Source organism: Acidobacteriota bacterium (assembly GCA_016716715.1).
In the GTDB taxonomy this organism is placed as follows: domain Bacteria; phylum Acidobacteriota; class Thermoanaerobaculia; order UBA5066; family UBA5066; genus Fen-183.
In genome coordinates, this window is the sequence record JADJVE010000007.1 from 92,466 (window position 1) to 117,491 (window position 25,026).

Genomic DNA, 25,026 nt, shown 5'->3' on the forward strand with positions numbered 1-25,026 from the left:
ATGAAGACGAAGAAGACCAGAGAGAAGAAGAAGAAAGAGATTTCTTCGAGTGGAAGAGGGAGAGGGACGCCGCGCATCGGTCTCATCGGCGGCTCCGGGCTCTACAACCTGCCGGGGTTGAAGGTCACGGGTGAGATCCGCCTTCGCACTCCTTTCGGCGCCCCCTCCGACTCTTACCTTCTAGGAAATCTTTCTTCCGTCCCCGTGGCATTCCTCGCGAGGCACGGGCGCCACCATTCGCTCCTGCCGACCGAGGTCAACTACCGCGCGAACATCTGGGGCTTTCGGAAGCTCGGCTGCTCGTGGCTGATGTCGGCCTCCGCCTGCGGCTCGATGAAAGAGGCCTGGAAGCCGACCGACATCGTCCTGCCGGATCAGTTCATCGACCTCACGAAGCACCGCGCCTCGACGTTCTTCGGCGAGGGCTGCGTCGGGCACGTGTCGTTCTCTCACCCCGTCTCGCCGGCGCTCCTCGACGCCCTCGAAGCGGCGGGGAAGGCCGAGAAGGCCGTCGTCCACCGCGGCGGCACGTACGTCTGCATGGAAGGGCCGCAGTTCTCGACTAGAGCCGAGTCGCTCCTCTATCGGTCCTGGGGCGTCGACGTCATCGGCATGACGAACGCCACGGAGGCGAAGCTCTGCCGCGAGGCGGGGATCGCCTACGCCTCGGCCTGTCTCGTGACGGACTACGACTGCTGGCACGAGGAGGAGGGCCCGGTCAGCGTCGAGGCCGTCCTCGCCGTTTTGAAAGAGAACGCGGGGACCGCGAACCGCGTTCTCGCGAACGCCGTGGGCCGGCTCGATCCGGCCCGGCCGAGCGACTGCGCCGACGCCCTCGCCTTCGCCATCCTCACGCACCCCGCGCGCGTTCCCGCCCGGACCCGGAAGCGGCTCGCGCTCTTCACGCAGAAAGGACGTCCATGACGCCCGCGCGCATCGTCGTCACCGGATCGGTGGCCTTCGACTACCTCATGACGTTCCCGGGGAAGTTCCTCGACGTCGTCGTCCCGGACCGGATGAGCCGCCTGTCGGTCTCCTTCCTCGTGGATTCGATGCGCCGCGTGCGCGGCGGCGTCGCGCCGAACATCGCGTACGGCCTCGCGCTCTTCGGTCTCAAGCCCGTGATCATGGCGACGGCGGGCGTCGACGCCCTCGACTACGCCCGGTGGCTCGCGGAGGAGGGCGTCGACACGTCCGAGCTCCACATCAGCGACGACCTCTTCACGGCTTCGTTCTTCGTCTCGACCGACGAGGTTCAGAACCAGATCGCGACGTTCTACATGGGCGCGATGGCCCGGGCCGTGGACCTTTCGTTCCGCGCCTTCGGGCCGGGGACCGTGTCCCTGGCCGTGATCGCGCCGAACGCGCCCGAGGCGATGATCAAGTACGCGGGGGAGTGCCGCACGTTGCGCATCCCGTTCGTCTTCGACCCGAGCCAGCAGGTCGCGCGCCTCAGCGGCGACGAGATCCTCGCCGGCCTCGACGGCGCCGCCGTCCTCGTCGCGAACGAGTACGAATTCGGCGTCATCGAGAAGAAGACGGGACTCTCCGAGGCCGACGTCCTGAAGCGGGTCCCGGTCCTCATCGTCACGCGCGGAGACGAGGGCTCGACGATCGCGATCCGCGGCGACGGCACGGAGGAAGCCTTGACCCACCGGATCCCGCCGGCGAAGCTGCGGACGACGGCCGTGGATCCGACGGGCGTCGGGGACGCGTTCCGGGCCGGGCTGCTCGCCGCCCGCCAGCGCGGGCTGCCCTGGGAGGTCGCCGGGCGGGTCGGGAGCGTCGCCGCCGTGTACGCCCTCGAGACGATCGGCGCCCAGCCGAAGCGCTACGTCATGGGCGATTTCCTCGACCGCTACCGTGAGAACTTCGGGGCCGACGGCGTGCACGGAACCGTGGACCGCCTGCTCGCGGGATCTTGAGCTTCATGGAAGCCGCTCGGCGGGTTACACTCCGCATTCCCATGAGCGTCATCGAAGGACACCTCACCTCAGCCGGCCGCCGCTTCGGCATCGTGGCCGCACGGACGAACGACGTCGTCGTCTCGCGGCTTCTCGACGGGGCCCTCGACGCCTTCCGCCGGACCGGCGCCGCGGACGTCGTCGTCGTCCGCACGCCGGGGGCCTGGGAGCTCCCGCTCGCCCTCCGCGACCTCGGCCGCTCCGGCGGGTTCGACGCCCTCGTCGCCCTCGGCGCCGTGATCCGCGGAGGGACGCCCCACTTCGACTACGTCGCCGGGGAAACGGCCAAGGGAGTCTTCCAGGTCTCCCTCGAGCTCGACCTTCCGGTGTCCTTCGGCGTCCTCACCTGCGACACGCTCGAGCAGGCGCTCGAGCGCTCCGGCGCCAAGGCCGGCAACAAGGGCTTCGAAGCGGCGATGGCCGCGGTCGAGTCCGCCGACCTCCGCGCCCGCCTGAAGACCCCGGCCGCCAAGCGCCGCGCGCGCTGACGGGCCGCGGAGGGACGCGTGAGCGGCCGCCGTCGCAAGTCCCGCGAGCTGGCCCTCCAGCTCCTCTACCAGAACGACCTCGCGGGCACCTTGCCCGCGGAAATGTTTCGGCGCACGGAGGAGTTCGTCGAGGCCCGGCCCGACGTGCAGGAGTACGCCGCGCGTCTCGTCGAAGGGACGCTCGCCCGACGTGACGAGCTGGACGCGAAGCTCTCCGAGCGCTCGGAACACTGGCGCCTCGGGCGCATGGCCGCGGTGGACCGCAACCTGCTCCGTCTCGCGCTCTACGAACTCCTCTTCGAGAACGACACTCCGGACGCCGTCGTCATCGACGAGGCGGTCGAGATCGCGAAGAAATTCTCGACGCCGTCTTCGGGCCCCTTCGTGAACGGAGTCCTCGACGGGATCCGTCGTGCCACCTACGGCCCGCGCCCCGCGGCCCCCGGGGACCCGGCGTGAAGCGGTTCGTCCTCGCCCTCGCGTTCATGGCCGCCGCGCCGTCGGCTCTCGCCGAGGGCCCGCGCACGGAGTGGGCCCAGTACCGTGTGGCCGGCGACGCGCCGTGGCGCTTCGCGCGCCCGGTCGAAGCGGCCGGCTATCGGGTCGTCCTGTCCAGTCCGGACGGGCGCGCTCTCGAAGCGCGGGTGGTCGTCGACTCGTCGCCTTTCGGCGCCGACGCGCCGTTCCCGCCGCCTCTCGACGCGCTCGAGCCCGAGGCCCGCGCGACGCTGGCCGAGCCCCGTCCGGAGGACGCCGCGCTGGAGGCGGCCTCGTCGCGGCTCCTCGCCGGCGCCGCGACGACACTCGAAGCCGTCGAGCGCGTGATTGCATTCACGTCGCGAAACGTCTCCTACAAGCTGCCGGACGGCAACGAGACGGCCGCCTCGGCGCTGCGGTCGGGCCGCGGCTCGTGCGTGGGCCGCTCGCTCCTCGCAGCCGAGCTTCTCCTGCGCGCGGGCGTGCCGGCGCGGCAAGTGACCGGCCTCCTCGTCGCGGCTGAACCGGCGGAGCTGACCCCCGAATCCCGGCTCGTCTACAACGCGGGCCTCGGCGGCGTCCGCCACCGATGGATCGAGGCCTTCGTGCCGGGCCTCGGCTGGGTGCCGTCGGACCCCGGCGGGCTTGCAAACACGGTCACGGCCCGGCACCTCGCTCTCTCCCGCCAGCCGGCCGCGTCGTTCCACGCCGGCGTTCTGTCGCGCTCGGCCGAGATCCGCCGCCCCGTCCTCGAGGGCGGCGAGGGCCGCATCACGCTCGCGCGCCCGCGCGGCCCCCTCGAAGGCGCGCCCTTCGATCCCGCGCCCCTCGCGGCTCCGCGTCCCGCCGGCCGGGACGACCGGCGTTGACTGCCGGCGCGGGCGCCCCCGGCGCGCCGCTGTCGATCCTCGTCGTCCTTCCTTCGCCGCCGCAGCGCCTTCTCGCCGTCGCCGCGCTGCGCGCGGCCCTGGAGCCGGGCGGACGCACGGTGGTGGCGGCCGAAGCCGGCTCGGCGTTCGAGGCGCTCTGGCTCGTGGCCCGCGGGCGGCCCGCCCTCGCGCTCGTCGCGCTGGACCTGCCGGTCCTTTCCGGCGACGAGCTCATGGCCCTCCTGCGCGCGCACCCGGAGCACCGCGAGCTCCCGGTGATTGCGGTCGCGGCGGCCTCCGACGCCGACGCGCTGGAGAGGTCCTCCGCGGCAGGCGCGGCCGCTCTTCTGCGCACGCCGTTCGATCCTCCCGCCGTCGCCGCCGCGCTCGCAGCCGCCGGCATTCCGGGGAGCCTGCCGTGAGTCGGCGCCCCTTCATCTCGGTCGTCCAGGAGACCGCTTCTCCGAAGGCCGAGGTGCGGCTCCACGCGGCGGCCGTGCTGTCCGGACTCGGCGGCACGGAGGCCGAAGAGGCGCTCGCGGGCTTGCTCTCGGATTCCGACCACCGCGTGCGTGCCCGCGCCGTGGAGGGGCTCGCGCACGCGGGACCGGCCGGCCGCGCGACCTGCACGGACATCCTGCTCGACCCGGCCTCGGGCGTGGCGGGAATCGCCGCGGCCCGCGCGCTCGCGGCGCGGGCCGGCGCCGGGGGCGTTCTTCTCGAGGCGCTCTCGAGCCCGTCTCCGGTCGTCCGCCTCCGCGCGGCGCGGGAGCTTCCGCCGCACGCGTCCGGGCCCGCCGTCGTCGCCGCCCTCGAGGCGGCCGTGCGCAGCGAGACCGACGCCGACGTGCACGCGGAGCTCCTTCTCGCTCTCGGGCGCACCGGCCGCACGGAAGCCGTGCCCGTTCTCCTTCGCGCCCTTCGCGACGGCAGTTCGTTCGACCGGGCCCACGCCGCGTGGGCGCTGGGCCTGCTGGGCGACCCCCGGGCGGCGGCCCGGCTCCTGCCGCTTCTCGACGAGCCGGGGATCGGCGCCTGCGCGCTGGCGGCGCTGTCGCGTCTGCCGGCGCCCGAGGCGGCGGAGGAACTAGCGCGGCGCGGAGCCCGGGACCCTGCCGCGGGCGCCGATCTTCTCGTCGCGCTCTCGAAGTCCGTCTGCAGCGCCCCCGGGGCCCGTCGCGCGGCGCGTGAGCTCGCTCTGGCCCTCCGTGACCGACGCCGCTCAGGCGGCACTCGTGGCGCCCGGTCTCCCGCGGGGCGCCGCGGGCGCCCTCGCGCGCCTCCTCGCCCGCCTCGACGCTGCGGGAGCGGCGGCGCTCGTCGTCCGTCAGGGACCCTATCCGGACGGCTACGGCCCGCTCGCGGAGCTTCCGCCCGAGCGCCTCGTCGAAGCGGCGCGCACCGCCCTCGTCGTCGACGACGCCGAGCCCGCCCTCGTGCTGCTCGTGCACGGCGGCGTGGCGGTGGACCCGGCGCGACTGCTCGCCCACGCGCATCCGCGCGCGAAGACCGCGGCGCTGAACCGGCTCGTGCCGGGCTCGACCCCGCTTCACGATCTCCTCGAGATCCTCGCGGACGACGATCCGGACACGGCCCTCGCGGCCGCGTGGGCGGTCTCGCGCGAAGCCGGGCGCGAGGACGGGGACCGCGCGCGAGCCGCCGCGACGGCGCTCCACGACCGCGCGAGCGGCCACGACGGCCCCGGGCGGGCCGCCGCGCTCACGGCGCTGCGCGAGCAGCCGGGTCCCGCGGCCGACGGCGCGCTGCGCTCCGCCTTCGGATCGGCGGATGCGGGCACCCGCGCCGCGGCTGCCGCGGCCGCGGCGTTCCGGCCCGAGCTGACCGAGCGCGACGTCCTGCCTCTCCTCGAGGACGACGACCCCACGGTCCGCGCCGAGGCGCTCCGGACGCTGACCCGTCTCGCGGGCGACGGCAGGTCGGCGATCGACTCACGGCGGATTCTCCGCTTCCTGAACGACGACGCCCCGGTGGCGGCCGCGGCCGGATCGCTCCTGGTCACCCTCGCGGGTGCCGAGCGGCCGCGGCTGGCCCGCGAGATGCTCGCGCAGAGAGGCGCCGTGCGGCGCGCCGCGCTCGAGACGATCGGGGATCTCGGCGACGCCGCAGCGGCCTCGGCCGTGGCCTTCGCGGTTGTCCACGAGGACGTGTCCACGGCCCGCGCCGTGCTCGAGGCCGCGGCGGCCGCGCCGCCTCCGGTCGCCGCCGACGCGGTTGCGAACGGCCTCACGGACCGCCGCCCCGAGGTTCGCATCGCGGCCGCCGGCGCCGCGGCCCGGGCGGGGGAGGACCTCGCGGCCGCTCTCGGGATCCCGCTGGCCGAGGCGCTGGACCGCGAGTCCGATCCGGAGGCGCGCGCCGCGCTGCTGCGCGCCGTCGCGGCGTCGGGGCGCGCGGACGCGATCGGCGCCGTCACGCGCGCTCTCGGCACGGAGGCCGACCGGTCCGAATCGCGCTTCGCCGCGGAGTCCCTCGCGCGCCGCTTCCCTGAAGCGGTCCGCGGCGCCTGGGGCGCCGCGCCGCCACGGGCGGGCCGGGCGTGGGGTGCGGCGATCGAGGCCGCGCGCCGTCCCGGCGCCCCGGCTCTTCCGGACGACGACGCCGACGCTCTCCGCCTTCTGGCGGCTCTCGCGCGGATGCGCACGGGGCTCGACCTCGACGCCGAGACCTTGCGGCCGCGGCTGGCGCTGCTCCTCGCCGCCGAAGGCTGGGCCGCGGGCTCGTTCCGGCAGCTCTGGCGCCGGATGCGTGATCTGCCCGCGGCCCACGCCCTCCTCGCGCGGCTGGTGGACTCCGTCGCCGACACGACGTCGCGGTTCTTCGGCGACCCCGGGGCGCTCGACGCCCTCGCCGGCGAGATCGCGCCGGAGCGGCTCCTGGCCCTCGGGGCCGACGGCACGCTCGACGTCTGGTGCGTGGGATGCGGCACCGGCGAGGAAGCCTGGTCGGCGGCGATCCGGCTCGCTGAGCGCGGTTTCGGGCCGAATCGACGGGTCCGGATACGCGGCACGGACCTTTCTCCGGCCGCGATCCGCCACGCGAAGGCGGGCGTCTACGGCCCGCATGCGCTGCGCGGCGTCGCGGAGGCGGTCCGGACGCGTCACTTCCAGCCGCTCTCGAACGGCCGCTACCGCGTGCGCGAGCCCCTCCGCGAAGCCGTCTACTTCGAGGCGCGCGCCCTCGCCGACGAACCTTCGGGCGCCGGCAAGCACGACGCGATCATCTGCCACGGTCTCCTCGCGCAGCTGCCCGCCGCGGCTCGCCCGGAGGCCGTCGAGCGCCTCGGCGCGTGCCTGAAGCCGGGAGGCTACCTGCTGCTCGGGCGCGAGGACCACGCGTACGCCGCGTCCGCGCCGCTCGCGCCGGTCCTGCTCGGGAGCGACCTCGCCTACCGGACGCCGGGCGCGGTCGTTTACACTCGCGCGCTCTCATGACGAATCCCACCGTCCCCCCCTCGCGCAGCGACGAAATCCGGCGAATCGAGACCAAGTGGCGCGAGCGCTGGGAACAGGATCGCGCCGCCTTCGTGGACACGGGCAAGCCCGCGGGCGACGGCACGTATCTCCTCGTGATGCTGCCGTACCCCTCGGGCGACCGGCTGCACGTCGGGCATGCCCGGACGTACTTCCTGACGGACGCGCTCCACCGCTATCTCCGCCAGCGCGGGCGGACGATCCTCTGCCCCATGGGCTGGGACGCGTTCGGGCTGCCGGCCGAGAACTACGCGATCCAGAAGGGGATCCACCCCCACACCTCGACGCTCGCAAACATCGCGGCGATGAAGGAGCAGTTCCGGGCGTGGGGCGTCCTCTACGACTGGACGAAGGAAGTCACCACCTGCGAGCCGGCCTACTACCACTGGAACCAGTGGTTCTTCCTGAAGCTCCTCGAGAAGGGCCTCGCCGTGCGGCGGAAGTCCGCCGTGAACTGGTGCCCCTCGTGCGAGACGGTGCTCGCGAACGAGCAGGCCGAGGGCGGCGTCTGCGAGCGCTGCAAGACGCCGGTCGTCCAGCGCGAGCTCGAGCAGTGGTTCCTGAAGATCACGGACTACGCCGAGAGCCTGCTCGCCGGGCTCGACACGCTCGGGAAGTGGCCCGAGAAAGTCGTCACGATGCAGCGCAACTGGATCGGGAAGTCGGTTGGCGCCGACCTCGACTTCGCGATCCCCGCGCTCGGCGAGAGCGTGCGCGTCTTCACGACGCGCCCCGACACCGTTTACGGGGCGACGGCTCTCATCCTCGCCCCCGAGCACGCGCTCGTCCCGCGCCTGATCGCGAATCATCCGGACAAGGCCGGGCTGCAGGCCTGGGTCACGTCCGTTCGCGAACAGGAGCGCATCGCGCGCGAGGCCGAGGGCGCAGAGAAGGACGGCCGGGACACGGGCGTCAAGGCGATCAACCCGTTCACCGGGCAGGAAATCCCGGTGTGGCTCGCGAACTTCGTCATCGCGGACTACGGCACCGGCGCGCTCATGGCCGTCCCCGCGCACGACACGCGCGACTTCGAGTTCGCGACGAAGTACGGGATTCCGATCGTGAAAGTCATTGAGGAAGAGAAGAAAGAAGATTTGCTTAGAAAGGAAGAGGGGCAGGCCGACGCCCCCAGCGGCGACGGCGCTCCTTCGGCCGCTTATACGGGCGAAGGCCGCCTCATCGCCTCTGGCCCATTCTCAGCAAAATCTTCTTCCGAGGCCCGCGAGCTGATCGCTCAGGACGCCGCTTCGCGAGGGATCGGCGGCCCGCGCATCCGGTACCGCCTCCGCGACTGGCTCATTTCCCGCCAGCGCTACTGGGGAACCCCGATCCCCATGGTCAAGTGCGAGAAGGACGGCTGGGTGCCGGTGCCGGAGAAGGACCTGCCGATCGTCCTCCCGGCCGACGCGCCGTTCACGGGGAAGGGCGGAAATCCGCTCGAAAAGGTCGCCTCCTTCGTGAACACGACGTGCCCGAAGTGCGGCGGCCCCGCGCGGCGCGAGACGGACACGATGGACACGTTCGTGGACTCGTCCTGGTATTACCTCAGGTACCTCGACCCCGCGAACGACAAGGCACCGTTCGACGCGGCCCGCGCCGCCGAGTGGGCGCCCGTCGACCAGTACATCGGCGGAATCGAGCACGCGATCCTCCACCTCCTGTACGCGCGCTTCTTCGCGCGCGTCATGAAGGACCTCGGTCTCATCACGTTCGAGGAGCCGTTCTCCGCGCTGTTCAACCAGGGAATGATCACGCGCCAGTCCCCGACCGGGCGCGTCGAGAAGATGTCGAAGTCGCGCGGCAACGCCGTGTCGCTCGACCCGCTCATCGCGGAGAAGGGCGCCGACGCCGTCCGGGCGTTCGTTCTTTTCCTCGGACCGCCCGAGAAGGACGCCGAATGGAGCGACGAGGGCATCAGCGGACCGGAGCGCTTCCTCGGGCGCGTCCGGATGGCCGTGGAGCGCTTCGTCGCGACGGGCGCCGACGTGCGCGGCGAGCCCGCGGCGGCCGACACGCCGGCGGCGCGCGCCCGACACATGGCCGTCAAGAAGCTCACGGAGGACTTCGACGCGTTCTCCTTCCACACGGCCGTCGCGCACCTCATGGAGTTCGGCACGCACGCGGCCGGCCTCGTCGGCGACGCGAAGGCCGACAGGGGAGAGACCGCGGCGACGCTCCGCGCGCTCGTCGCGCTCCTCCATCCCATCGCCCCCCACCTCTCCGAGGAGCTGAACGAGAAGCTCGGCGGCACGAAGAGCCTCCTCGTCTCCGGCTGGCCGGCGTTCGACCCGAAGCTCGCGGTGGAGGAAATCGCGACGATTGCCGTGCAGATCTCAGGGAAGGTGCGGGGCGAGCTCAAGATCCGAAGAGGATCTTCTGAGAAGGAAGTCGTAGCGGCGGCCGAAGCCGAGCCTGTCGTGGCTCGCTGGCTCGAGGGCAAGCAGCGCGTGAAGACCATCTGGGTGCAGGACCGGCTACTGAATCTCGTCGTGCGATGAACCAGACAGTGCCGCGCCGCGCCTCTTGTTCTTCCTCTTCACCTTTCAAAGAAATCTTCCTCTTCTCTTTCTTCCTCTTCTTCCTTTTGTCCCTGACGAGCTGCGGCTATTCGCTCGTCGGCACCGGTGCGAGCGCGATCCCGGCGACCGTCAAGACGGTCTGGGTGCCGACGTTCATCAACGACACGACGGTCGTGACCGCCGAGCAGAAGCTCACCGATGCGGTCTTGCGAGAGCTTTCGGTCCGCGGACGCCTGAAACCGGTGCCGGATCGCACGCAGGCGGACGCGGAGCTGATCGGACGCCTGACCTCGCTGAGCCTCACGCCGGTCCGCTTCGACGATGCGGGCCTCGCGGTCGAGTATCAGCTGACGATCACGGCGAACGTCTCCCTCGCCGAGAAGTCGACGGAGAAGGTCCTGTTCAAGGAGCCGTCGTTCGTGTTCCGCCAGCCCTACAACGTGCCGGGGAGCTCGAAGTCGTACTACGACCGGGAGCGGGAAGCGATCGAGGCCCTGGCGCGACCGTTCGCCCAGAGCCTCGTCACGACCATCCTGGAAGGGTTCTAGGGGTCCGCGGGTTTCAGGCCGGAGTGCCTGAACCGCCCATCCGGGGATAGACTGAGCCCCGGAGAAGTCCATGAAGACCGCCGCGATTCGCCCGATGAAGACCGTGACGCTGAGCCAGCTCAGGAGCCGCGCCCGCAAGACATCGCGTAGCGGCGAGGCCGTGCTCGTGACCGAGCGCGGAAAGCCTCTCGGCGTCTTCCGCCCTCTCCCATATCCCGACCAGTCAATCCCGCTCGACGAGCGCCGCAAGCTCTATTTGAAGACCAGCAGGAAACTTGCCCGGCAGTTGGATGCGAAGGGCATCACCGAAGAGCAGCTCCAGCGTGATTTTGAAGCCCTTCGAAAGAATCGCCGCAGACAGTAACGTCATCCTCTCGGCCGCGGTCGCCCGCGCGGCAGCGCGCGTCTTCCAGCGCGCGAAGGGGCTCGAGATCGTGACCACCAACGCGAATTTCGAGGAGATCCAGACGCATCTGCCCACGCTGGCACAGCAATACGCGCTGGACGAGGCCGACGTGGTCGAGAACCTCCGGGTTCTGCCCTTGAGGATCTACCCGCCCGTCTTCTACGAAAGCCACCTCGCCGAGGCCCGTCGCTACCTCGGCAGACGTGATCCGAGTGACGTCCCGCTGGCCGCCCTCGCACTCAAGCTCGAAATCCCGATCTGGTCCAACGACCGCGACTTCGAGGAGGTACCGCTCATCGTTTACCCGACCGCCAGGCTGCTGAAGATCCTCGGCCTCTGATGGCGAGGAGCACTCGCACGAGTCTTTGAGGCGCCCGGCCCCCGAAACCTCATGAGATCGAGATCTCGGGGGCTGGTCCGGATCTAGCAGCCCCTACTTCGCCTTCTTGGCGGCCTTGGGAGCCTTCTTCGGGGCGGCCGGCGCGGGCGGCGCTCCGGCGGCCTTCGCGGCCTTGTTCGTCGTCTTCGTGATGCGCGACTTCAGGCGCGAGGCGGTCTTCTTGTGGAGGACGCCCTTGCGGACGGCGACGTCCAGCTCGGACATCGCGTTCGAGAGCATGCCGCCGACCTGGCCGCCTCGGTCTCGGCGGTCTTGCGGAGGTTCTTGACGATGTTGCGGACGCGCGTGACGACGGAGCGGTTGCGGGCGCGGCGCTTCTCGCTCTGTCCGGCGCGCTTCTTGGCCTGTTTGGTGTTTGCCATTTCGGGGGAGGTCCCTTTCTCTTTCTTTCGTGTGCTTACCGGGCGTCGCCGCCGAGCGCCTTGAGCCGCTGGCGCGCGCTCTTGGCCTCGTCGGATCCCGGGAACTGGTTGACGACGTAGTTGAGCTCGACCATCGCCTGGGCCTTCTCGCCGAGTTCGAGGTGGGCGAGTCCCTTCTTCAGGTGGGCGGCGGCGGCCTTGTCGCTCTGCGGATACGTGCGGAACAGCTTGTCGTAGGCCGCGATCGCCTCGTGCGGCTTCTTCTGCGCCGACCAGCACTCGCCCGCCCAGTAAAGGGCGTCGTCGGAGAGGTCGGTGCGGGGGAACTTCTCGGCGTAGTCCTCGAAGCCCTGGCGGGAGAGGTCGTAGCGGCCGCGCTGGTAGTCGGCCGTGGCCTGCGCGAAGAGGTCGGCGGGGGAAATGCCCCCGCCCTTCGGCGCCGACGCCGCGGCAGCCGCGCCCGCTGCGGGAACCGCGACGAGGCCGCCGGCGGCCGTGGGAGCGGCGGCCGGGGCCGCAGCGCCGCCCGGTCCGGGCGGGGCCAGTGCGGAGGCGGCGGCGGAGCTGGACCGGGACTGAACTTCGGCGATCTGCTGCGAGAGCTGCGAGAGCCGCCGGTTCGTGTCCTCGAGCTTGCCGGCGAGCGTCTGCATCTCGCGGGTGAGCTCGTCGAACTTCGCCCCGAGATCGGCGTTCGACCGCAGGAGCGTGGCCGACTGCTTCGCGAGGGAGTCGTTGAGCTTGGCCATCTCGTCCTTGGAGGACGACTGCTTCTGGAGCGCATCGACCTGCTTTTCGACGACGCCGACGTGCTTGTGCAGACCGTCGATATCGCTGCTGCTCACGCACCCGGCCGCGGACGCGAGAAGGCCCGCGGCCGCGAGCGCCCCGAGCCCCCTCACGCGCGTCACTTCGCCGTCACGACGAAATGCCCGCGGCGGTTCTTCGCCCACGAGTCCTCGTCGTGTCCGGTCGCGAAGGGGCGCTCCTTGCCGTACGACACCGACTTGACGCGGCCGGCGTCGATGCCGAGGGAGACGAGGTACTCCTTGGCGGAGTTCGCGCGGCGGTCGCCGAGCGCGAGGTTGTACTGCGCCGTCCCGCGCTCGTCGCAGTGGCCCTCGATCGTGAAGAGGATCGTCGGGTGGGACTTGAGCCACGCCGCGTTGGCGGCGAGGACGTCGCGGGCGTCGCCGCGGAGGTCGGCCTTGTCGTAGTCGAAGAACACGGGTTTCAGGTAGCTCGAGACGCGGTCGAGGGACATCGCCTTGATGTCCTCTTCCGCCGAGCGCGGCGTGGGCTTCGGCGTCGGGGCGGGCGTCGGCTCGAGGGTGACGACGGTGGGCGTCGGCGTCGTCGGGGGCGGCGGAGGCGGCTCCGGCGCGGGCTTCGGGGAGCAGGCCACGACGAGCGCCACGGCCGCGAGAGCAAGGGTTCCGGTCTTCACGAGGTTCTTCATGGGGCAAGTCCTTCCGTTCTGAGAGAAAAAGATGCGAATGATTCCCGGAGGCGTGACTTCCGCCCCGGGAGAGAGGTTTCTATTCTAGCGTCTTGATCCACGCGGGCGAGAAATTGTTCCCCGTCGACGTCACGATGCGCATCGCGGAGCCGTCCGCGTTCGCCACCGCGATCTGCGTCGAGCTGCCCCGCATGACCTCCCACGCCACCTTCGTGCCGTCGGGCGACCACGTGGGGTTCTCGTGCGCGCCGGGGCCCTCGGAGATCTGCAGGGTGCGGCCCGTCCCGATCTCCATGACGCAGATCTGGAAGTCGCCGTCGTTGCGGCACGCGAACGCGACCCGTCCGCCGTCCGGCGAGAAGGCCGCCTCGTCGTTCCAGCTCCCGGCGAGCGAGACGCGGCGGACGTTCGCCCCCTCGAGATCCATCATGTAGATCTGCGGCGAGCCCTGGCGATTGGACGTGAAGGCGAGCTCGCGGCCGTTCGGGGACCAGCGGGGCGTGGAGTCGATCGCGACGTTCTCCGTGAGCCGTTTCAGGTTCGATCCGTCCGTCTGGACGGTGTAGATCTCCGGATTCCCCTTCACGCTCCCGCAAAACGCGATCGTCTTGCCGTCCGGCGAGAACGAGGGGGACGCGTTGAGCTGCGTGGAGAGAGGGATACGGAATTTGTCGGCGCCGTCCCGGCCGATGAGAAACACTCCCGGATTGTCCTTTTCGTACGACTGGTAGACGAGTTTCTTCCCGTCCGGGGACCAGTCGGGGGCGAGAGAGAGCGTGCGCGAGTTCGTGACCCGGCGCTGGGTCTCGCCGTCGAAGTCCATCGTGTAGACCTCCTTCACGCGCGGCTCGTCGCGGTCGGAGACGAAGGCGATCTTCGTGAGGTACGGTCCGGGCTTTCCGGTGAACTGGCGCGTGAGGTCGTTTGCGAGCGTGTGGGCGATGCGCCGGGAGGCCGCGACGGGGCCCGAGTACTTCTTTGCGAGGATCGGCTGGAGGGTCCCGAGGTCGTAGAGCTGGGCCTCGATGACGATCTGCGTGTCGGTCTCCTGTGCGAGCCGCGTGTCGAGGAGGTATTGGGCCGACGCCGCTCTCCACTGGTCGCCCTCCGCACGGTTGCGCGGCGGGCGGAGGCCCTTCGGGTAGAGCGTCGGGTCCGAGACGAGGAAGACGCGCGAGCCCGACAGGTCGTCGTTGAGCGTCGTGAAGAACGGGTCGACGGCCCCCTTCTGTAGCTCCGGCTTGAGCGAGGCGATCGTGACGGGGATCGCGAGCGGGATCCGCGCGCCCTTGGCCCCGAGGATGTCGATGACGACGTTGCTCGGAAGCGACGAGACCGGCGGCGCGACGGGGCCGGTGCCGGGCTTTCCGTTGGCCGGCGTGGGCTGGGCATGTGCGCCCGCCGCGGCGGCGGCGAGGACGGCGGCGGCCAGGATGCGGATCGGTGTCGGACGGTTCACGAAGCCTCCCATGACGACGGTTCTCAGCGGAATCGCAGGTGGACGCCGAGCTGCTCGTTGCGGTAGTCGTTCGGCAGCGGCGGAAGCGGGTTCGCGGCGTAGACGGCGCGGACGGCGGCGCGGTCGTAGTAGCTCGCCCCGGAGCCGGATTCGACCTTCACGTCCGTGACCTGGCCCGAGCGCTGGATGCGGAAGGAAACGGTGCAGAGCGACCCGTCGGGAGCGTCCGGACGGAACCAGTTCGCGCCGATGAGCGAGACGAGCTGCTGGACGTAGTACGAGAACGGGAAGTCGGCGTCGAACGCGGCCACGTCGGCGCCGAAGCTCAGCGACGCGCCTGTCCCTCCGGCGGTTCCGCTCGGGAGACCCGGCGCGCTGGGAAGGTCGACCGCGGGCGCGCCCTTCCCGGGGGCCGCCGCGGGCTTCGGGGGCGTGGGCTTGACCTTGGCGGACTTCAGGGAGGGCATCGCGTTCGGCGACGGCTCGATCTTCTCGACCTGTTTCTTCTCGATGACGGGCCGGGCCTTCACGGGCTCGGGGACCGGTTCGGCGACCGGAGCAGGCGCCACCGGAGCGGGCGCGGCCTCCGGCCGTCCGAGTGCGGCCGGGCTGACGACGCGAACCGGGAGCGAGATGGGAATCGCGACCGGCACGCGCCGCTGGCGGCTCGTGAGGATCACGGCGGCGGCGAAGGCGGCGTGAGCGAGGATCGAAAGCCCGGCCGCGAGAGAGAGGCGCCCGGCCGCCGCGCGCGCGCCGCGAGAGGATCTCCGAGACCGTGAGCGGAGCGCCGACGGCCGCCGTGTTCACGGCCACGTCGCGGCCTCTTTCAACGACGGTCCTCCGACTTCAGCTCCGTGACCATGCCGAGACTCTCCACCCCCAGCCGGTTGAGCGTGTCCATCATTTCGACCACCGAACCGTAGGGAAGGTTCCGGTCCGCCTTGAGGTAGACGGACTTGTCCCGGCGCCGGGAGAGGATGAGCTGGAGACGGTCCTTGAGTTGCGCTTTGGCGACGGGCGTTTCGTTGAGGTAGTAGCCCCCGCTCTTCGTGATCGACAGGATCAGGGGATCCTCGGGAGTCTTCGGGAGATTCTGGGCGACGGATTTCGGCAGCTGCACTTCCACCCCCTGGTGGAGGAGTGGCGCCGTGACCATGAAGATCACGAGGAGGACGAGCATGACGTCCACGAGGGGCGTCACGTTGATGTCGTGGAAGGCGTCCGCGTCGTCGTCCAACCGGAATGACACGGCAGCCTCAGGTGAAGTGGCGCTCGGCCAGGTTCATGAACTCGAGCGCGAAGTCCCGCATCTCGCCGCGCGCCGCGCGGACGGGGGCGGTGAAGTTGTTGTACGCGATGAGGGCCGGGACCGCTGCGACGAGGCCCGCGGCGGTGTTGATCAGGGCTTCTGCGATCCCGGGCGCCACGACGACGATCGACGTCGAGCCCTTCGACGCGATCTGCGAGAACGAGATCAGGATGCCCATGACCGTGCCGAAGAGGCCGATGAACGGCGTCGCGGAGGCGGTGGTCGCGAGGAACGAGAGCCCCCGCGTGAGGCGCGTCGTCTCGACGCCGGCCGCGCGCTCGAGCGCGCGCTCGATGGAGGCGAGACTCTTCACGAAGAGCCTGCCCGTGTCCGCGGGCGCCACCTCGCGGCCGTCCTTCACCTGCTGGTCGAGCTCGGCGTAGCCCGCGCGGAAGATCCCGACGAGCGGGCTCGGTTCGCACGTGTCGCAGATGCCGAGAACGTCGGCGAACTTGCGGCTCTTGCGGAAGTGCGCGAGGAACGCGCGCGAGCTCGCGCCCGCGCGTGAGAAACTCCAGATCTTGCCGATGATGATCGCCCACGACACGAGCGAGAAGAACGCGAGGACGACGAGGACGGCCTTGGCCGTCGGCCCGGCGTTGAGGAACAGCTGGACCAGGTTCGATCCGTTCGATTCGGACATGTGTGTTCTTTCGGCCTCCCTCGAAGAAGGGGGATGGGATCCGCGACGGTCCGGTCGCCGGCCGTCCCGTCAAGGTAGCACGGAAACTCGAACGGGGTCAAAGCGTTGGGCCGCTCTTGCGGCCCTCGTTCTGGGTGTCGCGAACGCGGGCCGGGCGGCGCCGCCGCCGCTCCCGCCGGACGTCCTCCCGCTCTCGGCCGTCCACGCCGGGATGAAGGGCTGGGGCCTCACCGTGATGAAGGGCAGCGTGCCGGAACGCTTCGAGGTCGAGGTGCTCGGAGTCCTCCCGAACACGCTCGGGCGGACGCGGATCCTCGTCAAGGTCTCGGGCCTCGGCCTCGAGAAGACAGGCGTCATCGCGGGCATGAGCGGCAGCCCGGTCTACCTCGACGGCAAGCTCGCGGGAGCCGTCTCGGCGACGTGGGCGTTCGGCAAGGACCCCGTCGGACAGGTGACGCCGATCGAGAACATGCTCGAGTCCGTTTCGGGCGGCGCGCCTCTCTCGGCTCCGCGCGCCCGCGCCACGTCGTCCTCGGCCGCCGCGTGGGACGCCCTCGCGGCGGCCCACGGCCTTCCGCCCGACGAGCGCGTCGCAGCGCTCGCGAAGATCTCCGCCGCGTACCGGCCGGCCGCGGGGCGCGAGGCCTCCTCCCTGCTCGCTCCGGTCTCGGCCGGGCTCCCGTCCGCGACGCTCTCGCGCTTCGCCGAAGATCTCGGGCGGCTCGGCCTCCCGGCAGCGTTTCTCGCGTCCGCGGGCGGCGCGGGAGGGAGCGGCCGCGCGGCGGAAACGGCGGCCGCGCCCGAAAAGCTCGTGAACGGAGGCGCGCTCACGGCGTTCCTCCTCGACGGCGACCTCCAGCTCGGCGCGACGGGCACGGTCACGCGCGTCGCTCCGGACGGGACCTTCGTCGCATTCGGCCATCCGTTCCTCGGAATGGGGGAGATCGAGCTCCCCGTCGCCACCACGGACGTCGTCGAGGTCTTCGCGAGCTCGATGATGTCCTTCAAGCTCGCCTCGCCCCGCGCGCCGGCGTACCGGCTCACGAGCGACCGCGACCCGGGCGTCTCGGGCCGGATGGACCGCGTCGCACCGATGGTCCCCGTGCGCTTCCGCCTCGAGGCCGCCGGCGGGCCGGCGAAAGAGCTTCGCTGGGGTGTCGCGCCCGCGCCTGCCATCTTTCCGCTGCTGCTCGCCATGTCGACGGACGTCGCGCTCGTCCTGAACGACCCGACTCCCGCCCAGAAGACCGTGTCGCTGCGCCTCTCGATCGGCACGGCGGCGGGTCCGTTCGTCTATGAGGACGTCCTGTCCGGCCCCCGCGCGCGGGAGATCGCGATCCTCACCACCATCGCGCTCGGGGGCCTCGTCGTGGACAACGAATTCGAAGACCCGAAGATCTCCGGCGTCGAGATTTCTCTCGCGAACGTGCCGGGCGAGCGCCGCTTCCGCATCGTGGATGCGGGCGTGTCCGCCCGCAAGGTGGCGCCGGGCCAGACGCTCACCGCGAGCGTCCGCCTCGCCGGCCGGCGCGGCGAGGAGGAGACGCGCGTCGTCACGCTTCGCGTCCCGCGCGAGGCGCCCGACGGCCGCGCCACCCTCGTGATCGCCGACGGAGCCTCGACGTCCGCGGCGCGGATCGCGCTCGACCCGGCGCCGCCCCGGAGTCTCGCCGGCCTGCGACGCATGGTCGAGCGCCTGCTGCCGGCCAACCGGCTCGTGGCGACGCTTCTCGTCCCCTCGCGCGGCGCCACGACGGGCGGCGCCACGCTGACGGCGCTGCCGCCGTCCGCTGCCGCGATCCTCTCGGACGGCGAAGGGGCCGACCCGAGCCGCTCCGCCGTCTCGTCCCGCCTCCTCGCCGAGGACATCCTCACGCTCGACCGCCCCGTGGCCGGAAGCCTCCGGATCGAGGTCGAGATCGAAAGGCCGCGCTCGTGAAACGACTCCTCGCCAGCTTCGCGCTCGCCCTCGCTGCGGCCGCGCTCCCGCTCTTCGCCGCCACGTCGCGCGTCGCCATCACGGCGGGCGCCCGGGATTTCCTCTCCGGCGAGGCGAAGGGAACCGCGGTCTCCGCGGACGGCCGTCTCACTCTCGCGCCGCCCCTGTCCCCGCGCGCGTGGCCGGCCGACGGCGCCGACGCCGCGGTCTTCGCGGCGGCGGGCGACGCCTCGGGGCGCGTCTTCGTCGCCACGGGCGGAGGCCTCGGCCGGCTCTACGTCTCCGACGTGAAGGGCGTGACGCTGCTCTTCACGGCGCCCGAGCCGAATCTCACGGCCGTCGCCGTCGCGCCGGACGGGTCCGTCGTCTGCGCGTCGTCGCCGAACGGAAAGATCTATCGCGTGAACCCGAAGGAGAGCGACCCGGCGAAGGCCGGGACGGTTCTCGCCGACCCGAAGGAAGCCGCGATCTGGGCGCTCGCGTTCGGCCCCGATGGAACGCTCTACGTCGGGACCGGCAACAAGGGCCGCGTCTACCGCAAGACGGCGGCGGGCGCTCTCGAGCTCTTCCACGAGATCGAGGACGTGCACGTGCGGACGCTGCTCGCCGGGCCCGACGGGACCGTCTACGCCGGTACGTCCGACCGCGGGCTCGTCGTCGCGATCGGCTCGAAGGGCGCGCGCACCCTGCACGACTTCTCCCGGCCCGAGGTCACCGGCCTCGCTCTGGACGGCAGGGGCGTGCTCTACGCCGCGGCGTCGCAGACCGACGCCTCCGCGGGCCGGGCGGTGGCGTCCGACGTGCGCCCGAGGCCGACACCCACGCCCACGCCGGCGCCGGGCCCTGTCGAGGAGCCTCCGAAGGGGAGCGTCTCGATCGCCGCCACGACGGCGGCGGCGCGCCCGCCCTCCACGGTGTCCTCCGCGAACAACTCCGAGATCGTCGCGATCGCGCCCGACGGCTTCGTCGAGCCCGCGTGGACGTTCCCGGACGAGGCCGTCTTCGCGCTGCGGTTCGACGCCGCGAGCGGCTCGCTTCTCGTGGCGACCGGACCGCGCGGCCGGCTCTACGCCTGGAAGGATCGCGCGGTGCGCCTCCTCTCCCAGACGGGGGAGAAGCTCGTCGTCTCGGCTCCGGCCGCGGGAAGCGCCTTCGCGGCCGTGACGAATGGCGCCGCCGGAATCCTGCGGCCCGCGGGCGCAGCGGTGCCCGGATCGTTCGTCTCCGCCGTGAAGGACGCCGTGCGCCTGTCCACGTTCGGCCGGGTCCGCTGGGAAGGCGTGACGCCCACCGGCTCGTCCGTGGCGCTTTCGGTGCGTTCGGGCACGAGCGAAAAGCCCGACGCGACGTGGTCGGCCTGGGTTCCCGCCGGCCCGGCCGGCGAGGCGAAGCTCCCGGTCGCGCGCTTTTTCCAGTGGAAGGCCGACCTCTCGCCGAACGCGAAGGGCGAGTCTCCGTCCGTCGAGCGGATCGACATGACGTACGCCGAGAGGAACGCGCGGCCGGTTCTCGAGAACGTCGCCGTCCTCGAGCCGGGCGTCGTCTTCGGACGCGCCGGTTCGCCGGGCGCGGGTGTCCTCTCGGTCACGAACCCCGACGAGAACGGGATCTTCGCGGGCCTCGAGCAGCCGCGCGACGCGGCCTCGTCCGAGGGCCCCGGCCGCCGCCTCTGGCGGAAGGGCTACCGCACGATCACGTGGAAGTGCGTCGACCCGAACGGCGACGTCCTGCGCTACGAGGTCGAGGCGCGGCGCGAGGGCGGGCCGTGGTTCCTGGTGCGCAAGGACGTCGAGGAGTCGTTCCTGTCGTTCGACACGACGGCCCTCGCCGACGGCCGCTACCGCTTCCGCGTGACGGCCTCCGACCGCCTCTCGCAGCCCGAGGGCGAGGCGCTCACGGCCTCGGAGGAGAGCGGCGTCGCTCTCGTCGACAACACGCCGCCGGTCGTCAAGCTCGAGAGCCGCAGGGAAGAGGGCGGCGCGATCGAGCTTCACATTCTGGCGACCGACGCGCTTTCTCCGGTCGTCAGGGCCGAGGCGTCCGTGAACGCCGACCGCTGGCGGATTCTCCAGGCCGAGGACGGCGCCGCCGACTCGCCCGTGGAGCGCTTCGTGTTCCGCGTGGCGAAGCCCGCCGGACCGTCCGTGCTCGCGGTGCGCGTCGTCGACGCCGCCGGCAACGTCGCGACGCTATCCGTGGAAGGGCCGTGAGACGTCTCGCCGCCGCCGGGTTGCTGCTCGCCCTCGCCGCGTGCGGCGTGCGTGGGAAAGACCAGACGAGCGTGATCCGCCGGCGCCTCGACGGCGAGCCCAAGACGCTGAACCCGATCCTCGCGACGACGGACGCGGAGCAGGTCGTCGTCTCGCTTCTGTCGCGGAACCTTCTCGACTACGACGAGAACCTGAACCTCGTCCCGGGCCTCGCCGAGGAGGTGTCGGATTCGCCCGACCACCTCGTCTTCACCGTGCGGCTCCGGCCGGACGCCCGCTGGGAAGACGGGACGCCCGTCACGTCCACCGACGTCGTGTTCACGCTGAACGCGGTGATGGATCCGAAGGTGCCGGCGCTCGCGCGGCGCTCGTTCTTCGAAGGGCTCGCGAAGGTGGAGGCCGTCGACGCCCGCACGGCACGGGTCACCTTCAAGACCCCTTCCGCCGGCCGGCGCGATGCGTTCAACATCTGGCTTCTCTCCGCGGCGGCGTGGAAGGACGGCGACCTGGCGACGCACCCGCGCAACCGCAGCCCGCTCGCGAACGGTCCGTACCGGCTGGGCTCGTGGGAGCCGGGGCGGACGCTCTCGCTCGTGCGCAACACGCAGTACTCGGGCCCCGCGGCGCCGGCCGAGCAGGTCGTCTTTCGCGTCGTCCCCGAGACGGCACCGGCGTTCGCCGGCCTGCTCTCGGGCGATCTCGACGAAATGCGCCTCACGTTCGCCCAGAAGAAGGACGTCGACACGAAGGCCGGGAGGCCGGGCGCCCCGCGCGCGGTGACGTTCGACGAGCTGTCGTACGCGTACTTCGGCTGGAGCAACCGCTCGCCGCTCTTCTCGGACCGGCGCGTCCGGCGGGCGCTCACCATGCTGATCGACCGCGAGAGCATCGACCGCAACCTCTTTGGAGGCCTCGCGAAGCTCGCGAACGGACCGCTGCCTCCGGCCCACTGGGCGTGGAACGCTTCGATAGCTCCGTGGCCGTACGACCCCAGGGCGGCCGAAGCGCTCCTCGACGAGGCGGGGTTCCGCAAGGGGTCCGACGGAATCCGGCACAGGGGCGACCTGAGATTCGCGTTCACGTTCTCGCTCGGGATGGGGAGCGACGTCCAGCGGCAGATGGTCGAGCTGGCCCAGCAGTCGCTGCGCAAGGCGGGGATCGACATGAAGATCCAGCCGCTGGAGTGGGCGGCGTTCGCCGCGAAGATGGACGCGGGCGAGCTCGAGGCGTGGGCCGCGGCGCTCAACCTCGACCCCTACCCGGACCTCGGCGTCTCGTGGCACTCGGCCCAGGTTCCGCCCACGGGCCTCAACAACGCGTTCTACCGGAATCCCGAAGTCGACGCGCTCCTCGACCGCCTGCGTTCCACCTTCGACCGCGGAGAGGCCATCCGCCTCCTCGGCGAGGTCCAGCGCCTCGTCCACGAGGACGAGCCCGTGTCGTTCCTGAACACGCCGCTCACGAAGTGGGGCGTTTCGGGCCGCATCGAGGGAGTCCGGACGTCGCCGTACGGGCTGTTCCTCTTCTGGCCCGGCGCGTCCGCGTGGCGGCCCGGTGCGGGCTCCCGGCCGATCTCCTGACGCCCCCCAAGTAACATTCCCCCATGCTCCGCTTCGTCCTCAAGCGGGCGGCGTCGGCCCTGCTGACGCTGCTGGGCGTTCTCGCGCTCGTCTTCGGGCTGCTGGCGGCGGCGCCCGGGGATCCCGCGGCGATGGCCGCGAAGGCCGGCGCCCGCGCGTCCGCGGTCTCGCCCGAGGCGCTGGCGGCGTTCCGGAACCTGTACGGACTGGACCGCCCGCCTCTCGAGCGCTTCGGAATCTGGATCGTGCGCGCCGCGCGCTTCGACTTCGGCATCTCCCTGTCGGACGGTCGACCCGTCGGGGCCCGGATCTCGGGCGCTCTGCCCGCGACCGTCACGCTCAATCTCGCCGCGCTTCTCGTCGCGCTCGCTCTCGGCGTGACCGCGGGGATCGCCGCGGCGCGGCGGCCGGGCGGACGGCTCGACCGGATTTCGGGCACGCTCGGCGACGCCCTCTTCGCGACGCCGTCCTTCGTCCTCGGCCTCGTCCTGCTGCTCGTCTTCTCGGGCTGGCTGCGGCTGACGCCCCTCTTCTCGGACGGAGGCGGTTTTCGCGGGTACGTCCTGCCCGTCGTGACGCTCGCGCTTCCGACCGCCGCGTTCCTCGCCCGCTTCGTCCGCTCGTGCGTGGCGTCGGCCCTTGCGGACCCGGCCGCCGCCGCGGGGCGTGCGCGCGGAGAGGGGAGCGGCGCGGCGGTGCGGCGCGCTCTCCGGCGCTCCGCCGCTCCGTTCGCGGCCATGGGAGCCGCTCTCGTGCCGTCGCTCGTCGCGGGCTCCGTCCTCGTCGAGAGGGTGTTCTCGCTGCCCGGCGCCGGCGGCCTCCTCGCCGACGCCGTGTTCGCGCGCGACCTCCCGACGGTCCTGGCCCTGACGCTGCTCTCGGCGGGCTGCGTCGTCGCCGCCGCGTTTCTCGCCGACGTCGTCTCGGCCGTCCTGGACCCGCGGACGCGCGACGCGGCGGCGCCCCTCGCTCCGGCAGGGGAGGCCGCGTGAACGCCGGCCGCGTCCGGACGTGGCGGGCCGCCGCGCTCTTCGCGCTGTTCCCGCTGCTCGCGCTCCTCGCTCCGGTCTTCGCGCGGGAGAAACCCTGGCTGGAGACGAAGACGGGCGAAACGATCGTTCGGGCGCCGGTCCCGTTCGATCCGGACGCCGCGGACCTCGACCGGCGTCTTCAGCCTCCCTCGTGGAAGCATCTCCTGGGAACGGACGAGCTCGGGCGGGACGTGCTGGCGCGCACGCTGCACGGGTCGCGCGTCTCGGTGGCGGCGGGTCTCCTCGCGTCCGCGCTCGCGCTCCTCCTCGGGGCGAGCCTCGGCGCGATCGGCGGTTGGGCCGGCGGCGGCGCGGATCGCGGCGTCCTGTTTCTCGTCAACGTCGTCCAGGCGCTGCCCGCTCTCGTCCTCGTCGTCGCGGGAGCGTCTTTCCTGCCGCCGTCGTTCCTCGTCGCGGCCGTGCTCATCGCCCTGACGGGCTGGACGGACACGGCCCGCATCGTCCGGGCCGAGGCGCGGAAGATCCGCGAAGCGCCATTCGTCGACGCGGCCCGCGCCGCCGGAGCGTCCTCGCCCCGGCTGGTTCTCGTGCACGTGCTCCCGCACGCTCTTCCGCCCGCTCTCGCGCTCCTGCCCTACGTACTGGGCGCGGCCGTGCTCACGGAGGCGGCGCTGTCGTTCCTCGGGCTCGGCGCGCCCCCGCCCGAAGCCTCGTGGGGCCGCGCGCTCGCCGAGGCGCGCAACCTCCTGCCGGGCGCATGGTGGTGCGTCCTGCCGCCCGCCGCCGCGCTCTTCCTGCTCGTCCTCTCGGCGCGCCGGCTCGGAGACGCCGCGGCGGCACGGGACGTACAATTGCCGTCCCCGTGAAACAAACCGCCGTCTACCCGGGCACGTTCGACCCCATGACGAACGGCCACGTCGACCTCATCCGGCGCGGCTGCCACATCTTCGACCGCGTCATGGTCGCCGTCCTCATCAACACGGACAAGTCCCCGCTCTTCACCGTCGAGGAACGCATCCGGATGATCAGCGCGATCTTCAAGCGCGAGCCGAAGGTCGTCGTGAGGTCGTTCCGCGGCCTCCTCGTCGACTTCATGCGCAAGGAGAACGCGCGCATCGTCGTGCGCGGCCTGCGCGTGATGTCGGACTTCGAGCACGAGTTCCAGATGGCGCTCATGAACCGCCGCCTCGGCCCCGAAGTCGAGACGCTGTTCCTGACGCCGAAGGAAGAGCTCTCGTACACGTCGAGCCGGCTCGTGAAACAGGTCCACCAGCTCGGGGGCGACGTCACGGGCCTCGTCCCGCCGCTCGTGCGGCGCGCCCTGCTCAAGAAGCTCCCGAACGGCTGATCCGCGCGGCGGCCGAATCAGGCCGCAGGCCCCATGAACGCGCGGAACGCGTCCGCGATGCCGGGCGGGACCGTCCGCGGATGGCCGCCCGCGTCGAGGAACAGGTGGCGCGTCTCGCCCTCGACGGCGACGCTCCCGTCCGGGAGGAGCACCTCGTACGTGAAGGCGCAGCCGCGGCTCTTCATTTCGGAGCAGCGCGTCCGCACGGTCACGACGTCGCCGTAGCGTGCCGACTTCCGATACCGCGCCCGGACGTCCACGACGGTGATGAAGATGCCCTCGGCCTCCATCCGCGCGTACGGGTAGCCCACGCGGTCGCAGTAGGTCGTGCGGCCGACCTCGAACCAGACGATGTAGTTGCCGTGGTAGACGACGCGCTGGGCGTCGGTCTCGGCGTAGCGCACCGCGAGGGTGCAATAAACCGCGGGACCCTTCGGTTCGTCCGGCTTCTCGTCGGGCATGTCGCGCAGAATAGCCGACGTGTCGGCAAGGGTGCTGTTCGCCGGAAACGGATGGGGACCGGGGGAGGGGGGAGAAGAGAAGAGTTTCTTTGAAGGTGA

Annotated in this window: 24 protein-coding genes and 2 pseudogenes; 18 read left to right on the forward strand and 8 right to left on the reverse strand. The window is 71.6% G+C overall.

Annotated features, from left to right (window positions below):
* From mtnP to IPL89_12675, 12 genes and pseudogenes are all read left to right on the forward strand, one after another.
* Nucleotides 1-924 (forward strand): S-methyl-5'-thioadenosine phosphorylase, encoded by a 924-nt coding sequence (mtnP, locus tag IPL89_12620; protein MBK9064020.1) that lies wholly within the window; start codon nucleotides 1-3, stop codon nucleotides 922-924.
* Nucleotides 921-1,925 carry a carbohydrate kinase family protein gene (locus IPL89_12625; GenBank protein MBK9064021.1) on the forward strand — a complete coding sequence of 335 codons (1,005 nt, stop codon included), beginning with the start codon at nucleotides 921-923 and terminating at the stop codon, nucleotides 1,923-1,925. The genes mtnP and IPL89_12625 overlap by 4 nt, the downstream gene beginning before the upstream one ends.
* Before the next feature lie 41 nt (nucleotides 1,926-1,966).
* A complete protein-coding gene (locus tag IPL89_12630; GenBank protein ID MBK9064022.1) occupies nucleotides 1,967-2,452 on the forward strand; it encodes a 6,7-dimethyl-8-ribityllumazine synthase in 486 nt (161 codons plus the stop codon).
* An 18-nt stretch (nucleotides 2,453-2,470) separates the two neighbouring features.
* On the forward strand, nucleotides 2,471-2,911 hold the full coding sequence (nusB, locus tag IPL89_12635; protein ID MBK9064023.1) for a transcription antitermination factor NusB: 441 nt from the start codon (nucleotides 2,471-2,473) through the stop codon (nucleotides 2,909-2,911).
* Nucleotides 2,908-3,798, forward strand: coding sequence for a transglutaminase domain-containing protein (locus tag IPL89_12640; GenBank protein ID MBK9064024.1), 891 nt, complete (start codon nucleotides 2,908-2,910; stop codon nucleotides 3,796-3,798). Before nusB ends, IPL89_12640 begins: the two co-directional genes overlap by 4 nt.
* Nucleotides 3,795-4,220, forward strand: a complete 426-nt coding sequence (locus tag IPL89_12645) for a response regulator (GenBank protein ID MBK9064025.1) — start codon at nucleotides 3,795-3,797, stop codon at nucleotides 4,218-4,220. The genes IPL89_12640 and IPL89_12645 overlap by 4 nt, the downstream gene beginning before the upstream one ends.
* A 74-nt stretch (nucleotides 4,221-4,294) precedes the next feature.
* Nucleotides 4,295-4,732, forward strand: a pseudogene (locus IPL89_12650) (HEAT repeat domain-containing protein).
* A gap of 274 nt (nucleotides 4,733-5,006) precedes the next feature.
* Entirely contained in the window at nucleotides 5,007-7,250 is a 2,244-nt protein-coding gene (locus tag IPL89_12655) for a methyltransferase domain-containing protein (GenBank protein MBK9064026.1), read from the forward strand.
* Complete coding sequence (locus tag IPL89_12660; GenBank protein MBK9064027.1) at nucleotides 7,247-9,787, forward strand: leucine--tRNA ligase; 2,541 nt, start codon at nucleotides 7,247-7,249, stop codon at nucleotides 9,785-9,787. Before IPL89_12655 ends, IPL89_12660 begins: the two co-directional genes overlap by 4 nt.
* Nucleotides 9,784-10,356, forward strand: coding sequence for an LptE family protein (locus IPL89_12665; GenBank protein MBK9064028.1), 573 nt, complete (start codon nucleotides 9,784-9,786; stop codon nucleotides 10,354-10,356). The genes IPL89_12660 and IPL89_12665 overlap by 4 nt, the downstream gene beginning before the upstream one ends.
* A gap of 70 nt (nucleotides 10,357-10,426) precedes the next feature.
* Nucleotides 10,427-10,720, forward strand: coding sequence for a hypothetical protein (locus IPL89_12670; protein ID MBK9064029.1), 294 nt, complete (start codon nucleotides 10,427-10,429; stop codon nucleotides 10,718-10,720).
* Nucleotides 10,680-11,102, forward strand: coding sequence for a PIN domain-containing protein (locus IPL89_12675; protein MBK9064030.1), 423 nt, complete (start codon nucleotides 10,680-10,682; stop codon nucleotides 11,100-11,102). Before IPL89_12670 ends, IPL89_12675 begins: the two co-directional genes overlap by 41 nt.
* Before the next feature lie 93 nt (nucleotides 11,103-11,195).
* On the opposite strand, the pseudogene rpsT reads toward IPL89_12675, so the two are convergent.
* From rpsT to IPL89_12710, 7 genes and pseudogenes are all read right to left on the reverse strand, one after another.
* Nucleotides 11,196-11,524, reverse strand: a pseudogene (rpsT, locus tag IPL89_12680) (30S ribosomal protein S20).
* Nucleotides 11,525-11,559: 35 nt separating this feature from the next.
* On the reverse strand, nucleotides 11,560-12,435 hold the full coding sequence (gene ybgF / locus IPL89_12685; protein ID MBK9064031.1) for a tol-pal system protein YbgF: 876 nt from the start codon (nucleotides 12,433-12,435) through the stop codon (nucleotides 11,560-11,562).
* A complete protein-coding gene (pal, locus tag IPL89_12690) occupies nucleotides 12,432-12,983 on the reverse strand; it encodes a peptidoglycan-associated lipoprotein Pal (GenBank protein MBK9064032.1) in 552 nt (183 codons plus the stop codon). The genes ybgF and pal overlap by 4 nt, the downstream gene beginning before the upstream one ends.
* A 79-nt stretch (nucleotides 12,984-13,062) precedes the next feature.
* The gene (locus IPL89_12695) at nucleotides 13,063-14,442 is read right to left on the reverse strand and encodes a PD40 domain-containing protein (GenBank protein ID MBK9064033.1); all 1,380 of its coding nucleotides are present in this window, start codon (nucleotides 14,440-14,442) and stop codon (nucleotides 13,063-13,065) included.
* Nucleotides 14,443-14,465: 23 nt separating this feature from the next.
* The gene (locus tag IPL89_12700; protein ID MBK9064034.1) at nucleotides 14,466-15,122 is read right to left on the reverse strand and encodes a TonB family protein; all 657 of its coding nucleotides are present in this window, start codon (nucleotides 15,120-15,122) and stop codon (nucleotides 14,466-14,468) included.
* 149 nt (nucleotides 15,123-15,271) lie between these two features.
* Nucleotides 15,272-15,625, reverse strand: a complete 354-nt coding sequence (locus IPL89_12705) for an ExbD/TolR family protein (protein ID MBK9064035.1) — start codon at nucleotides 15,623-15,625, stop codon at nucleotides 15,272-15,274.
* A gap of 76 nt (nucleotides 15,626-15,701) precedes the next feature.
* Nucleotides 15,702-16,397, reverse strand: a complete 696-nt coding sequence (locus IPL89_12710; protein MBK9064036.1) for a MotA/TolQ/ExbB proton channel family protein — start codon at nucleotides 16,395-16,397, stop codon at nucleotides 15,702-15,704.
* 211 nt (nucleotides 16,398-16,608) lie between these two features.
* On the opposite strand from IPL89_12710, the gene IPL89_12715 reads away from it, so the two are divergent.
* From IPL89_12715 to coaD, 6 genes are read left to right on the forward strand one after another with little or no spacing between them, the layout of a single operon-like run.
* Entirely contained in the window at nucleotides 16,609-18,336 is a 1,728-nt protein-coding gene (locus IPL89_12715; protein ID MBK9064037.1) for a hypothetical protein, read from the forward strand.
* Nucleotides 18,333-20,546, forward strand: coding sequence for a hypothetical protein (locus IPL89_12720; GenBank protein MBK9064038.1), 2,214 nt, complete (start codon nucleotides 18,333-18,335; stop codon nucleotides 20,544-20,546). Before IPL89_12715 ends, IPL89_12720 begins: the two co-directional genes overlap by 4 nt.
* On the forward strand, nucleotides 20,543-22,126 hold the full coding sequence (locus IPL89_12725) for a hypothetical protein (protein ID MBK9064039.1): 1,584 nt from the start codon (nucleotides 20,543-20,545) through the stop codon (nucleotides 22,124-22,126). The genes IPL89_12720 and IPL89_12725 overlap by 4 nt, the downstream gene beginning before the upstream one ends.
* A gap of 23 nt (nucleotides 22,127-22,149) precedes the next feature.
* Nucleotides 22,150-23,118: an ABC transporter permease gene (locus IPL89_12730; protein ID MBK9064040.1), complete on the forward strand. Its 969-nt coding sequence runs from the start codon at nucleotides 22,150-22,152 to the stop codon at nucleotides 23,116-23,118.
* The gene (locus tag IPL89_12735) at nucleotides 23,115-23,984 is read left to right on the forward strand and encodes an ABC transporter permease (protein ID MBK9064041.1); all 870 of its coding nucleotides are present in this window, start codon (nucleotides 23,115-23,117) and stop codon (nucleotides 23,982-23,984) included. Before IPL89_12730 ends, IPL89_12735 begins: the two co-directional genes overlap by 4 nt.
* Nucleotides 23,876-24,466, forward strand: a complete 591-nt coding sequence (gene coaD / locus IPL89_12740; protein ID MBK9064042.1) for a pantetheine-phosphate adenylyltransferase — start codon at nucleotides 23,876-23,878, stop codon at nucleotides 24,464-24,466. Before IPL89_12735 ends, coaD begins: the two co-directional genes overlap by 109 nt.
* Before the next feature lie 17 nt (nucleotides 24,467-24,483).
* On the opposite strand, the gene IPL89_12745 is transcribed toward coaD, so the two are convergent.
* Entirely contained in the window at nucleotides 24,484-24,927 is a 444-nt protein-coding gene (locus IPL89_12745) for an acyl-CoA thioesterase (GenBank protein ID MBK9064043.1), read from the reverse strand.
* Nucleotides 24,928-25,026 lie beyond the last annotated feature (99 nt).